This window comes from Paenibacillus sp. 37 (assembly GCF_008386395.1).
Classification (GTDB): Bacteria; Bacillota; Bacilli; order Paenibacillales; family Paenibacillaceae; genus Paenibacillus; species Paenibacillus amylolyticus_B.
Window position 1 is genome coordinate 3,478,000 of sequence record NZ_CP043761.1, and the last position, 14,751, is coordinate 3,492,750.

Below are 14,751 nucleotides of genomic sequence, written 5' to 3' on the forward strand. Positions count from 1 at the left end.
GAGAAGCAACCCATGCCTAACACACAGACAAATGCAGGACGTTCGCGGATCAAGAGCAGCAGTACGATTCGTGAATCCTGGGGGGACCGCGTATTTATAACGGTTGTTTATTTCATGCTGACAGTTGTGCTGATTGCCGTGCTGTATCCCTTGATATATATTGTGAGTTCTTCGCTCAGCAGCCCTGCTGCCGTCTCCTCGGGAAAAGTCTGGTTGTGGCCCATTGACCTGACGTTTGACGGTTACAAGTCTGTATTGCGGAATGATCAAGTCCTTACCGGCTATGCTAATTCCCTTTTCTATACAGCCTGCGGCACCTTCATCAGCGTGGCACTGACCATCATGATTGCTTATCCATTATCCAAAAAAACGTTTGTTGGTCGCAGTTCGTTAATGATGTTTATTACCTTCACCATGCTGTTCTCGGGCGGTTTGATTCCTACCTATCTGGTGGTCAAAACCATGGGACTGATTGATACCCGCTGGGCGTTGCTGATTCCCAATGCCGTCTGGGTATGGCAAGTCATCATTGCCCGTACCTTTTTTCAGAATTCGATACCGGAAGAATTGTCCGAAGCAGCAGACATCGATGGCTGCAGTGACATCCGGTTTATCTTCAGTATTATCCTGCCACTCGCCAAACCGATTATCGCCGTATTGTCACTTATGTACGCAGTCGGTCAGTGGAATGCATACTTTGACGCCCTCATCTATCTGAAATCACAGTCGCTCTATCCGCTACAGCTGATATTGCGCAGTATTCTTATTCTGAACAGCAGTACGGGGAACATGGATGCATCGGAAATGATCAAACAGCAGCAGATGGCTGAACTCATGAAGTACTCGTTAATTGTGATGGCCAGTTTGCCTGTGCTAATTATCTATCCTTTTGTTCAACGGTATTTCGTGCAAGGCATGTTGATTGGCTCAGTCAAAGGATAAGTTCATTTTTTCTATTATTCATGAGGGAGAGGATTATATTGAAAAAAGCGGGATTCATCATTCTTGCCTGTATGCTGTTTACCTCGTTGGTACTTGCCGGATGTTCAAGTTCTGATAAGGGGAACGGGGAAGGCAGCGCCCCGTCAGGCAAGACAGTTATTAATGTGTTTGCTCACCAGGGCTCGGATACCAACCTGTCCACTAACAAATTCACGAAGAAAATGGAAGAGAAGTTTGATATTCAGTTTAACTGGACCACGGTTCCATTCGACGGTGCAGCGGAGAAAAGACAGATTTCCCTGGCTTCCGGTGATTATCCGGACTTGTATCTGCTCATCCCTTGGGTAGATCGTTTCTCCCAGACAGACTTGTTGAAGTTTGGTCAGCAGGGGGTTATTTTGCCGCTGAATGATCTGATTGAGGAGCATGCTCCCAATATTAAAAAAGTGCTTGAAAGCAATGACTATTATCGGGCCATGAACACTGCTCCCGACGGAAATATCTATGGTCTGACGGGTCTGAATGAATGTTTTCACTGTTCATACCCGAACAAGATGTGGGTCAACACCAAATGGATGGAACAACTGGGCCTGACCGAACCCACGACGACAGAAGAATTTAAGGAAATGCTTCGGGCATTTAAAACGAAAGACCCGAACGGGAACGGTAAAGCCGACGAAGTACCGCTAAGCGGTTCGACTGAAAATTTTGGTGTGCACATTATTCCGTACTTGATGAACGGTTTTATCTATGACGACGATCGGAATTATCTCATTGTCAATCAGGGGAAAGTGGAGACCGTAGTGAACAAACCGGAGTGGAAAGAAGGGCTTGCCTATATTAAATCCCTGTACGATGAAGGGTTGATTGATCCAGGGGCATTTACCCAAAACGTGGGGGCCTTCAAAAAAATTGGCGATAACGCTGATGCACAGCTTCTTGGTGCGGGAGCAGCGATGCATCCATCGTTATTCGTAACGACTGCGGAAGGTTCACCTTACGGAAATGATTACAATCCCATCCCTCCATTGAAGGGACCCCATGCTGCTTATGCTACGTACAACTATCCAATTGATCCCGGAGCGTCCTTTGTACTGACAAACAAAGCCAGTGAGGCAACGCAGATCGCGGCCATAAAGCTGCTGGATTATATCTATACCCAGGAAGGAACCATGGCATCATATCTGGGAGAAGAGGGCGTAAGCTGGCGCAAACCACAAGAAGGAGAAGTGGCGCTCAATGATCAGATTGAGCCGTTATATAAAGCCATTCCGCTTCCTTCTGGAGAAGAACCTCGTAATGACAGTTGGGCTGCATTGAGTCAGTACAATCATTATCAGGCATATCGGGACTCCGAAGTACAGGGGACAGACATCTATGCCAATGATGGTGGTGAGCGACGTCTCTATGAGGCGACATTGTTAATGGAGGGCAAGGAACCAAAAGAGATTTTCCCTCATTGGGCATTGTGGGTAGATCCGTCCCAAGCTGATGAAGCCAGCATGATGCAGACCAATCTCAAGGATTACATCGATCAGAACGCCCTGCAATTTATTACAGGCGCCAAAAGTCTGGATAAGGATTGGGATGAATATGTGAAAGGTCTGGAGGGACTGAACATTAATCGATATCTGGAGATCATGCAGTCTTCCTATGATACTTCTTCTGTTTCCAAATAATTAAAGTATCTGAATTATATCCAGTCAGAGCGGGAAAAGGTACTGCCTGTATTTGCACAACCAAACGTTCCCGGTTCGCAGTCAACATATGCGAGCCGGGAACGTTTTTTAATTGATATAGATTATCGTTATATCATTGCATTCTTCTTAGAATTCTGTGATTGAACCTGTCCTGCAAGCCAAACGTTCACAGGACAGGTTCAACGGCTCGTACACATTCCCTTAGTACATGCGATATCTTCCGCTTAGAGCCAGCATGCTGAAAAAATACAGGCAATTGTCGTAATAACGTCGCTCACCCTGACGCAGAGGTGTGTTCCAGAACTTACGAACGAATGTGTCAGCATGTGGACCGTCCGCAGCAAGTGAAGCCATGGCATTGGTAGCCAGCAAACCTACAGGATGCAGTGAAGGTTCGTCGAAAGGTTCACCTTCTATTGTATAACGACGATAATCGGACATTTCAATCTCACTGAAGAAGGATTGAATCCGGTTGGATTGCTCGATCTGCCAGTGATCCTTGCGGAACCATTCCCAGTCCAGCGCAATATTTGCAGCAGTACGATATGCATCACTGTAAAAATGCCTGAAATCCCCATGTGGCTGTATTGGAGCCGGAGAGCCGTCATAATTCGCATATTCAGGTGAAAGTCCTGTTACGGGATGGCAAGCTGTATGCAGGTAAGCCCGACTAGCGGCCGCCGCTTCATTCCAAAAAGCCTGATCTTCTTCATCCGCATATTTCGCGAATAGTTCATAAAAATGAGGCAGATGGTAGGACGGATCGCTAAACGGTGTTTCTGGAATGAATTTGATCAGTTTTGTTTCCGGGTCCCACATGGGGTCACCTTCGCCGTCTTCGCCCTGATGTATACATGCACGAAGGATTTTGCGGGCTTGTGCCTTGTAATCATAAGGTTCAGCGCCATCGCCCCAGCGGTTAGAGGCGAAAAAAAGCGCCATGGCAAAAAACTCCTCACCATCAGGAGCAGGACCTTGTGAGAGTCTGGTTCCGTCAGGCTTGCAATGCCAAGCGAAGTAATCTTTGTATCGACCCTCGGTATGCTGCATAAACGTGTGGGAGAAATTCCAGATTCGATTAAATTCTTCCTTTTTGTCCATCTGAACAGCCATCATCATGCCATAAGACATGCCTTCGGAGCGAACATCGAGATTACCGGTGTCCAGCAAATAACCCTTGTCCTCACCCATGGGGTAATATATTCGAGTATTTTCATCGCCATAAAACAGCTCGTTCCATGTTTCTTCCAATCTGTTCGTGATCTCATTCTCATCGTAACCTAGCTTCGAAAACAGATTTGTATATGTACCCGTATCCCACGCGCCTTGACCCGTGATATTCATGTGTCTCCTCCTTCATCAATGCGGTTTTTCAAAATTATAACATGGAAACAGTATACAAATTAAAGCGTTTACATGAAAAATTATAGGTGTTCTAATTTGCATGTGATTGTAGTCGAATTAAAATGATATAGTGGTGGAAATCCTATAATTTGTCAGGTTGTTGTAAAATTATGTAAGGGATACACTTTGGGGGAAGGATCACACTTGATCCAATCATAGTCAAGCTGTGATCCTTTAAATGCTGTTTGAGGATGATCAGAATCTAGCCGAAAGGATGTGATGGTGATTTATGCTCCAGGATTCAGAAGATGCAGGTGAAAACACGGAATTCACTGCACCGCGCGATCCAGTCGGAGTGACAGCGTCAGCAGTCAAACCCGCAATTGATTTTGAATCACATGGATATCGCGACATGATTGGCCGATCTCTTCTGAACAAAGGGAATAATGTCAGATTAAAACGAGCCATTGAGAAGGCAAAAAACGGTGAACCTGTCGTTATCGCTTATATTGGAGGCTCCATTACCCATGGTGCTGGTGCAGTACCTATTCATCTCCAAAGTTACGCTTATCGGTCGTATGAGTCGTTCAAGTTTATGTTTGCGCTTTCAAAAGATAGTCCGATTCATCTGATTAAAGCAGGTGTGGGTGGAACTCCTTCAGAACTGGGGATTGTACGTTATGATCGTGATGTGCTGAGGGGAGGTGCCGTTCAGCCGGATATTGTCATAATCGAATTCGCAGTCAATGACGCAGATGATGAAACCCAAGGTAAATGTTACGAGAGTCTGGTACTCAAAGCACTTACTGCCGATAACAAGCCAGCGGTCATCTTGTTATTCAGTGTATTCGAAAATGACTGGAATCTACAGGATCGCCTCGCTCCGGTAGGCTGGCATTATGATCTGCCAATGGTAAGTGTGAAAGATGCTGTCGTAGATCAGTTCAACAAGACAAAAGGTGAAGGCAACGTTATTTCCAAAAAGCAATTTTTCCATGATATATATCATCCAACTAACATAGGGCATCGAATTATGGCCGATTGTTTGGAATATTTGTTCGACGTGACGAATCGTTCTGAGTGGGATGAGAAAGATCATGATATTGAAAAAACTCCGCTAATTGGAAATGAATTTGTTCATGTGAAGCTATTGGATCGGAAAAACGGCAATAGTATTGCCCGAATCAATGCAGGCTCTTTTTGTAAAACGGACACGGATCTGCAGATGGCTGAGATGGATGCTCATGACTATGGTACACCTCAGTTCCCCAACAACTGGATGCGTACAGGAGAGGGAAAAGAGGATCAGAGCAGCTTTCGTATAAGTTTGCAGTGCAAACGCCTCATTCTGATCTTCAAGGATTCGGGTAACGATGAATTCGGAACTGCACATATCAAGGTAGATGGGGTATTCGTCCAAAAAGTCGATCCGCGTCAAGTGAACTGGACCCATTGCCATGCCACACTTCTGCTTAACGAAGAGCATGTGGGGGAGCACTCCATAGAGATCGAAATGGCGGAAGGTCATGAACATAAATGCTTCACTATTCTGGGTTTTGGCTATGTGGATTAACTGAAGATTGATAGTCACTCATATGTTCGGAGGAAAAGAGAATGGAATTGATCTCACCAGCAGTAACGGGATATGACCAGTATCGGGAGAATATACCACGTGGAGTCATGGAGATGGTAGAGTATCCTTCCACCACGGTTGGCAATTCCCGTAAAGCGATGGTGTACACCCCACCAGAATTTTCTTCGACAACGATGTATCCTGTACTTTTTCTTTTGCATGGTATTGGTGGAGATGAAACCGAATGGCATACTCATGGTTCTCCCCAAATTATTCTCGATAATCTGTACAACGATAACTTGCTTGAGCCGATGGTTATTGTTTTCCCCAACGGTCGCGCAATGTCGAATGACCGAGCTGAAGGAGACCTGTTTGAACCTGAGAAAATCAAAGCATTTAAACGGTTTGAATCCGATCTGCTCAACGATTTGATACCTTACATGGAATTGAACTACCCTTTGCATAAAAGCCGGGATAAAAGGGCGATTGCTGGTTTATCCATGGGTGGAGGTCAATCCTTAAATATCGGATTAAGTAATCTAGACCATTTTTCATGGATCGGTGCTTTCTCCGCAGCCCCAAACACCAGAAGTCCGGAGCTACTTGTCCCTGATCTTTCGAAAGCGCCTTCATTACTCTCGCTGTTATGGATCTCTTGCGGTGAACAGGACAATCTTATAGAGATTAGTCTTGGGGTTCACCAATATTTGGCGCAACACGGAGTACCTCACATTTGGCATGAAGAAAGTGGAGGACATGATTGGCCCGTATGGAAGAACGATCTGTATCTGTTTTCGCAACGTCTTTTCAAGTGAATTTGCTGACGAACATTCATATCGGATTGTAGCATCAACCAAATCTATTAAAATATCAGGAGGTATTATCTATGTTCAAATTTAGCAAAAAATTGTTAACCGTTGTTCTTGCAGCTTCCATGAGTTTTGGTGTCTTCGCAGCAACATCGAGCGCAGCAACAGATTATTGGCAAAATTGGACAGATGGCGGAGGAACGGTCAACGCCGTGAATGGATCGGGCGGGAATTACAGCGTGAATTGGCAAAATACCGGGAACTTTGTTGTCGGGAAAGGGTGGACATACGGTACACCTAATCGAGTAGTCAATTACAATGCTGGTGTATTTTCTCCATCAGGTAACGGATATCTGACCTTCTATGGCTGGACAAGAGGCGCACTCATTGAATACTACGTGGTGGATAGCTGGGGAACATATCGTCCGACTGGCACGTACAAGGGCTCAATGACTAGTGATGGTGGCACATATGACATCTATACAACGATGAGATACAATGCACCTTCCATTGATGGTACGCAAACCTTCCCTCAGTATTGGAGTGTTAGACAGTCCAAGAGACCAACCGGAGTCAATTCTACCATCACGTTCAGTAATCATGTGAATGCATGGGCGAGCAAAGGGATGTACTTAGGCAACAGCTGGTCCTATCAGGTGATGGCAACGGAAGGTTATCAAAGCAGCGGAAGCGCAAACGTGACGGTTTGGTAAAAATGATGTGATGCAGTTCAACTTCTGCAACTGCATTTGAATTCAATTTTCCGGTAGCGTTGAGTAACGTTTTTCTCCAGACTAACGGACCTTGACGTTGCCGGATTTAAGCTTAGTAAAGGAGAATAACTGAATGAGGAAGCTGGTATGGTTAACTTTAATCGCTATAGTTGTTAGTCTAAGTGCTTGTTCAGTAAGTAATACCAAATTAAACGATGACTTGGTATTCGTCGAAGGGGGAGCCTTCAAGAGCAATAAGCCGAGTCAGATTGATAGGAATGAAACGCTGGATTCCTTCTATATTGGCAAATACGAAGTAACTCAAAAAGAATGGATGGAGGTTATGGGGGAAAACCCTTCTGGCTTCAAGGGAGATGACCTGCCTGTTGAAATGGTCAGCTGGTATGACGCAGTGGAATACTGTAATCAAAAAAGTATAAAAGAAAACCTGAAACCTTATTACAATATAGATAAAGACAACCAGGACACGAATAATCACAATGAAAACGACAATATAAAATGGACTGTAACGATCAACGAGGACGCCAACGGTTACCGCTTACCCACAGAGGCAGAATGGGAATACGCTGCAAGCGGAGGTCAAAAGAGCTTAAATTACACATACAGCGGAAGTAATAATCCTGATGAAGTTGCTTGGTACTGGGTAAATGCCGGCGACAACATTCTGACGGGTGACTGGAGCTGGCCCGCTATTGAGAGCAACCGTAATCAAACCAAAAAAGTCGGAACTCAGAAGGCGAATGAGTTAGGAATCTATGATATGTCTGGGAATGTGAGAGAATGGTGCTGGGACTGGTACAGTGATTCGGAGAGTCCCGATCAATCCTGGCGAGTTGTGAAAGGTGGAGGCTGGATTGGCGGTGTCAATAACAATGAGATATCATTCCGAGGCAAATTTGATGCAAATGGTTTTGGTCCCGATCAAGGATTCCGTATTGTACGTGGAGAATAAAATGCCCTGCTTGTTAGTGGATTACTTCTGAACTCGACCTATAATTTGTCGGGTGAAAACCTATAGTTTATCAGGTTGTTGTACCAAAATGTAAGCGTTACACTTGTATTGTCATCCCGGCGCTTCGTTATAATCGGAGCGTTCTTATAGTTAGTTCGGTCTGATAGAACCATTTTTATGTTATTGATTAATGACGAGGAGACTGGTAGAAATTTCATTCTACAAGTTGTGCGAGCAGACAACAATCCTGCTGTTGTTCTGCTGTTTAGCGTTTTCAGAACAACTGGAATCTACCTATAGATAAAATACATGCAGCTGATCAAGGATAAAAGAGAGGTGAGCTAATGTACAAGGTCATTGTCGCGGATGATGAGCCGTTTATGCTAGAAGGATGGAGAACGATGATTGACTGGGGAGCTTGTGGATATGAACTCTGCGGGACGGCCACGGATGGGGAGGAAGCACTTGCTTTGTTCAACTCGGTTGAACCGGATCTTGTCGTCACTGATATTCAAATGCCTGTTATGGATGGTCTCGGTTTGATTCACACCTTGCGAGAAGATCTCGCTTATACCTCTAAAATTGTTATCGTTACAGGATACTCCGATTTTAATTACGCGAAGCAAGCCATACGGTATCAGGTCGATCAGTATGTGCTTAAACCTCTTGTTCCCGAGGAAATTCATCAAATCCTTATGGAAATGATTGAACCTCTGGACAAACGCAGAAATGAGCAAAAACAGCAAAATGGAGTCATGGTTACAGATGAAGCCTATGAAAATCATCTTAATGAATATCGAATAAGCGAAGAATATGATTTAGAGCAAATGATGAACATCTCCAAAGAGATCTTGGGGTTGATTGAAGCAGAGAACACGTATTCCATCGATATTGCAGTGAGTGGACTGTTAGAGAAGAGTGAGAAAGCAGAGGTTTCGTTGGAATGGATACATCATGTCATTCGATATATCCATGGGGAGTTGCTACGAAAATATGGGAAAAGAGAGGGTTGCAGAGAAATACTATGTGAAAAAGAATGGCATGAGGCTGCGAGTTGGTCTTCCGGCACATTGCAAGACCTGTGTGTTCGACTGTCCAAGCAACTTTCCCAATCTGAATCGAAGCAAAAGGCGGGTACGGGAGGACTGGTTGCAGAAGCAGTGAATGAATTGAAGCAACACTATCGAAGTAAAATTAAATTACAAGATGTAGCTAATCGTATTCACGTGAATTCTGCCTACCTGGGTCAACAGTTCAAGCGGGAGATGGGGGTCAGTTTCAGTGACTATGTGCACCAGCTTCGTGTTGAGGAGGCCCGTAAACTCCTGCGACGTACCAATATGAAGATCACTGACATTGCATTCAGGCTAGGATATCATGATGCTGAATATTTCACCCAAAAGTTCAGAGCGCATACAGGGGAACTTCCGTCAGTCTATAAAAACAAAAACCAAGGGTGATCATATGCGTCATAAATTCTGGATGTTCCGTAAGGTTAATGATATTCCTCTCCGATCCAAATTTCTGCTTATTTATGTACTTAGTATTCTCCTTCCTGTAATAACGATTAATATCTTCTTTTATCAACGAACCTCTGCGGATATCAAGATTAGAGAACAGGAAAATCTGCGCAAATCCATCGACAGGGCTGCGGGGGAACTGCTAGGCATGATTGATGAGAGCGTTGCCCTGAGCCGAATTATTGCAGCAGACGATTCGCTCTATGAGGCACTGGATCGGACCTATCACTCCCCCGTGGATTATTACAACGTCTACCATGCATTCCTGCGAGATAAATTAACACGGTACATGTCAGCGAATATTCTGGAGGTGCGTATCTATACGGATAACGATACCATTCAGACGGGCAGTCATTATATTGTAATGAAAGACAAGAATGTACTCCCTGGATTGAAACAGCTGAAATCCACCAGTGGAGGCATTCTTGTCGTTGATTATATTGAGCCATCCGGATTTAACGCGGGAAGAAGAATCAGTGTAATTGGCAAAATGGATACCTATACTTCCTATGCCAATTACAACAAGTATTCCAAGATTGATCTGGAACTTAGCCGGGTGTATAGCATTTTAAATCGTGAATCAGACAGTCTTCAGCTGCGTCTGGTGGACAGCAACAATCGAACTGTCGTTTCAAGTGGAGAATTCAGCGAAACCGACTTATCCCCCCTTGATAATGAATCAATACTCAAGGAATCTGGCAGTTCTGCTTACACGCTCGAAAAATCGTTGGGGAATCTAGCCTACCTAAAGGGTTGGAAATTGATTGGAGTTGCCGATACGCGTCACCTTGACCACCTTTTACAAGAAGCCTTTAAATCAATTCTGGGGTTGCTCGCATTAAGTATCGTGGTCCCTTCTGTATTGATCTACATTATTTTGCGTTCCTATCACTATCGGATTCGCAAGCTATCCAGACATATGGAGAAGGTTCGTAACGAACGATTCGATCTGATTGAAATTCACGAAGGGCGCGACGAAATTGGTGGGCTTATTCGTACATTTAACATCATGATTGGTAAAATTCATACGCTGATTAATGACGTATATAAACTGGAAATCCGTCAAAAAGATCTGGAGCTGGATCAAGTGAGGACTGAATTGTCCATGCTCCAGAGTCAGATGAATCCCCATTTTTTATTTAACACATTGAATGCCTTGCTGGTCGTTAGTACAAAGAATGGATATACGGAAGTCATTGAGATTATTAAAAGTCTGTCCAAGCTGATGAGACAGTTGCTCAGTCATTCTGACAATCTGATTCCTTTGCAAGAAGAGCTGGAATTTACGAATCTTTATCTCCAGATTGAGAAGTTTCGCTTCGGGGAGCTTTTTAATTATACCTTCGAGGTTGATCCTGATGCTGCTTCGTTGCTCATTCCCCGCATGAGTATTCAACCGCTCGTTGAAAATGCATGCAAACATGGCTTGCAGGCGCGAAAAAATGGAAGACAGATTAAGATAACGGCGATACGCAACGCTTCTGAACTGGTTATTCAGGTGATCGATAATGGAATCGGTATGGATGCAGGGAGACTAACGGAGCTTTTGAGAGATATTCGTTCTGAAAGAGCCAGGAACGGCGAGCATGTTGGACTCCGCAACGTCTATCGAAGGTTGGAACTCTTTTATGAAGGAAATGCGATATTTGATCTAAGCAGTGTACCTGGAAAGGAAACCATTGCAGGGTACCGTATACCGATCTCCAAACTGGAACAGAGGAAATAGGAGGTAAACTCTCATGTATAAAGTACTGTTAGTTGATGATGAACCGTATGCCATTGAAGGGTTACAGCTTCTGATCAATTGGGAAAAGCATGGTTTTGAAATCAGAGGTGTGTGCGCCAACGGTGAGGAAGCCATTCGGATGATGGAACAAGATCAGCCTGATCTCGTGGTGACAGACATTCGTATGCCTGTGATGAATGGGCTGGAACTTGTAGAAGAAGCACGACGATTGGAACATGAGTCTGTGCTGTTTGTCATCACGAGTGGATACAGTGACTTTAATTATGCCAGACAAGCTATTCGATTAGGTGTCTCCAACTATTTAACCAAACCGGTTGACAGTACAGAAGCAGAGGATATGTTGGTCCGTCTCCGTATGCAATTGCAGGAGCGTGAAAACCAGGAGCGTATAAGGGAACATGCAAACGAGCAAAGGATCAAAGCGTTTTTGTCTGCACTGATAAAGGATAAGCAAAATATATCGGAGGAGGAGATGTCAGATATCCTTCCTCGTTTAACCAAGTCACATTGGGCTTACCTGCGGATAGCCTTTCAGGGAGATATTCAGGAAGCCTGTTCAGTAGCCGAACAAACGGCTGAAGAAACAACCTGCTGTTATGTAATAGACAGAACAAGAGACTCGTTGGGACTTGTATGGGGGGAGGAAACGAATGATAGAAATGAGACATTTGAAGCAATTAAAGCTTTTACACAGCGTTTGATGAACAATATGCAACATAACGGCTGCGAAGAAATTCATATCGCGGTTGGATTAACGGTCAACAAATTGGAGCATTTATCTGAATCCTTCCGCTCCGCTCAGGAAGTTGGGCGTTATTTGTTTTTTAACCAAGAGCGTCTTTTGTTTGCCGAAGATATTCAGCTGGAGAATTGGCAGTTTGATCCGGAAACGCTGTCAGAGGTGGACCATATTTGCGATTTGCTTGAAAACGGTTCTGTGGAGGAACTCTCGTCTGCGATTTGGAGTGCTTTTGAACTGTTTGTACAGATGAAGGCTGCGCCAGAGATTGTACATATTTTCTCTACCCATATTATATTCCGCGGACTGTCCCTGTGTAGAGAATTAGGAGGAGAACCTAATGCTCTAATGAATGAATTTGCGAGCGGATTTCTGGAAAAGGGCCATCGAAATATAGAAGAGGTTGCTAACAATCTGGAACATTTCTGTTTGCAATGCAAGTCAGAACTGGCAATTTTCCGGGAGAGACAAATGGGTGGCATCCAGGCGACGGTTGCTGAATATGTGCAGATGCATTACAGAGAGACATTTACGATCCAGGAGCTCGCAGAACGATTCTACGTGAATCCTGTCCATTTAGGGCAATCCTTTTTGCGAAAGTATGGTAAGGGTGTAATCGAGGTAGTACATGATCTAAGAATGGAAGAAGCAAAGTGTCTGCTCAAGCAGACAAATCAAACATCAAGTGCGATTGCAGAGCAGGTAGGGTACCGCAGTTACCAGCATTTTCTCAGACACTTCGAAAAACGAACAGCCATGAAACCAGTAGAATACAGGCAAAAGTATACGAATTGATCCATGAAAAAGAAGAACCCCTCCTGATTAAGACCTACAATTACAGGGGGGTAGACCTTAAATGTATATATTTTGTAACCGCATACATTTCTTCATACTAAAAACAGTAAGACATACCACTTCCAAGGAGGGCAAGTACATGGGGGGACTTAAGAAAAAGAAGCTTTGGGGTTCCGTATCACTCGTTCTGGCTTTGAGTTTGGCACTGGCAGGATGCAGCGGTGACAATGAGAAAGCGACTACAAAGGATGGGAAAGAGGTACTGAACATCACGGCCTTTATCGGAACGCCAAATCAGGCGCCAGCTAAAGATAACCGAATCTACAAGAAGATCCAGGATGAACTCGGCGTTAATCTTGAGATGGAGTTTCTAGTAGGTGATCTTCAACAGAAGTTGGGCGTTATGATTGCCGGGGGCGATTTCCCGGATCTGATCACAGCAGACACCAAGTTGGTCTCAGCGGGTGCGGTTATTCCGCTCGAAGATCTCATTGAAGAGCATGCACCTAATCTGAAGAAACATTTCGGTAAAGACTGGAACCGGATGAAAGATTCCAGTGACGGACATATTTACTGGTTGCCTAACTATGGAGTGTATACAGGGGAGTTCATTAGTAACTATTATTCTGGTCCTGCATTCTGGATCCAAAAGTCCATACTGAAGGATGCCGGGTACCCGACTCCTAAAACGTTGGATGATTTCACAAAGTTGATCCGTGATTATGCAGCCAAGAATCCAACTATTGATGGTCAACCGACGATTGGTTTCACTACATTGGCTTCAGACTGGCGGACGTTCCCTTTGCTTAACCCACCTGAACATCTCACGGGTCATCCCAATGACGGGGGCGTAGTTGTAGATGACGGTGGAGTCGCAACCGTGTTTGCCGACAAAGATATTTCCAAACGGTATTATAAAGAACTAAACAATCTGTATAACGAGGGATTGCTGGATAAAGAAGCCTTTGTTCAGAACTATGATCAATATCTGGCCAAAATTTCTTCGGGACGTGTGCTTAGTATGTTCGACCAGCACTGGAATTTCCAAGCTGGCGAAGACCCACTCGTAGCACAAGGGAAAATTGGCCAGACATACGTAGGCTTCCCGCTTGTTTATGATACAAGTATCACAGATCATTATCTGGATCGTCCGGTCATTAACTTGAACAATGGTTTTGGTATCAGTAAAGATGCCGAAGACCCTGTCGCACTCATCAAATTCCTCGATAAGCTTATGGACGAGAAGTACCAGAAGCTCTTGTCATGGGGTGAAGAGGGTGTAGACTATCAAGTGAATGAAGAGGGAAGATTCTATCGTACACCAGAGCAACGGACAGAGCAGGATGATCCAGCATGGAGATTGGTTAACAAAGCTGAAGGTTTCTACGCTGCTGCACCGAAGCTCGAAGGAACATTTGAAGATGGTAATGCAATTGGAGCGATCAACCAACCTGAGGAATTCTATGACAACCTCAAACCGGAAGATAAAGAACTTCTGGATGCATACGGCTTCAAAACGTGGAGTGACTTCTTCTCTCCTGCACCAGAAAATCCAGTGTACTATCCAGCATGGCAGGTCGATCTGAAAGAAGGCTCTGATGCTGCGGTAGCGAACAAACAAATGACAGACACTTCATTGAAATTCTTGCCTAAAGCAATCATGTCAAAACCGAATGAGTTCGATAACATTTGGACTGAATATGTAGACGCTTACAAGAAGATCGATGTTAAATCCTATGAAGATCGAATTAATGACCAACTGAAATGGAGAATCGAGAACTGGTCTGTTAAATAAAAAAATGCGGCAATGATTCTCTCGGAAGGTATCAACCAAAGGATTACTCAGGCGAGTGCCTTCCGGGGACATCATGCTTAAAGTCGCTGCAAGCCAATAGG

General features: G+C 44.3%; 11 protein-coding genes. 10 read left to right on the forward strand and 1 reads right to left on the reverse strand.

The genetic code is table 11. From position 1 onward, the window contains the following. Positions 1–12: 12 nt before the first annotated feature. Together F0220_RS14980 and F0220_RS14985 are read left to right on the forward strand one after the other, a co-directional pair. On the forward strand, positions 13–942 hold the full coding sequence (locus F0220_RS14980; protein WP_091030502.1) for a carbohydrate ABC transporter permease: 930 nt from the start codon (positions 13–15) through the stop codon (positions 940–942). A 20-nt stretch (positions 943–962) separates the two neighbouring features. Beyond that, on the forward strand, positions 963–2,621 hold the full coding sequence (locus F0220_RS14985; RefSeq protein WP_105598722.1) for an ABC transporter substrate-binding protein: 1,659 nt from the start codon (positions 963–965) through the stop codon (positions 2,619–2,621). A gap of 222 nt (positions 2,622–2,843) precedes the next feature. Here F0220_RS14985 and F0220_RS14990 read toward each other — a convergent pair whose 3' ends face one another. Continuing rightward, positions 2,844–3,986 carry a family 8 glycosyl hydrolase gene (locus F0220_RS14990; RefSeq protein WP_105598723.1) on the reverse strand — a complete coding sequence of 381 codons (1,143 nt, stop codon included), beginning with the start codon at positions 3,984–3,986 and terminating at the stop codon, positions 2,844–2,846. A 289-nt stretch (positions 3,987–4,275) separates the two neighbouring features. Here F0220_RS14990 and F0220_RS14995 point away from each other — a divergent pair, with 289 nt between their 5' ends. The 8 genes from F0220_RS14995 (at position 4,276) to F0220_RS15030 (ending at position 14,650) form a co-directional block, all read left to right on the forward strand. Beyond that, positions 4,276–5,559: an SGNH/GDSL hydrolase family protein gene (locus F0220_RS14995; RefSeq protein ID WP_091016271.1), complete on the forward strand. Its 1,284-nt coding sequence runs from the start codon at positions 4,276–4,278 to the stop codon at positions 5,557–5,559. A gap of 41 nt (positions 5,560–5,600) precedes the next feature. Then, a complete protein-coding gene (locus tag F0220_RS15000; RefSeq protein ID WP_105598724.1) occupies positions 5,601–6,374 on the forward strand; it encodes an alpha/beta hydrolase in 774 nt (257 codons plus the stop codon). Positions 6,375–6,445: 71 nt separating this feature from the next. Continuing rightward, entirely contained in the window at positions 6,446–7,081 is a 636-nt protein-coding gene (locus F0220_RS15005) for a glycoside hydrolase family 11 protein (protein WP_091016268.1), read from the forward strand. A 133-nt stretch (positions 7,082–7,214) separates the two neighbouring features. Continuing rightward, the gene (locus tag F0220_RS15010) at positions 7,215–8,054 is read left to right on the forward strand and encodes a formylglycine-generating enzyme family protein (protein WP_105598725.1); all 840 of its coding nucleotides are present in this window, start codon (positions 7,215–7,217) and stop codon (positions 8,052–8,054) included. A 344-nt stretch (positions 8,055–8,398) separates the two neighbouring features. After that, positions 8,399–9,514, forward strand: a complete 1,116-nt coding sequence (locus F0220_RS15015; protein WP_149846673.1) for a response regulator transcription factor — start codon at positions 8,399–8,401, stop codon at positions 9,512–9,514. 4 nt (positions 9,515–9,518) lie between these two features. Then, entirely contained in the window at positions 9,519–11,300 is a 1,782-nt protein-coding gene (locus F0220_RS15020; protein WP_105598726.1) for a sensor histidine kinase, read from the forward strand. 13 nt (positions 11,301–11,313) lie between these two features. Beyond that, positions 11,314–12,855, forward strand: coding sequence for a response regulator (locus tag F0220_RS15025; protein ID WP_105598727.1), 1,542 nt, complete (start codon positions 11,314–11,316; stop codon positions 12,853–12,855). 139 nt (positions 12,856–12,994) lie between these two features. Then, entirely contained in the window at positions 12,995–14,650 is a 1,656-nt protein-coding gene (locus F0220_RS15030) for a type 2 periplasmic-binding domain-containing protein (RefSeq protein WP_091016262.1), read from the forward strand. Positions 14,651–14,751: the final 101 nt, after the last annotated feature.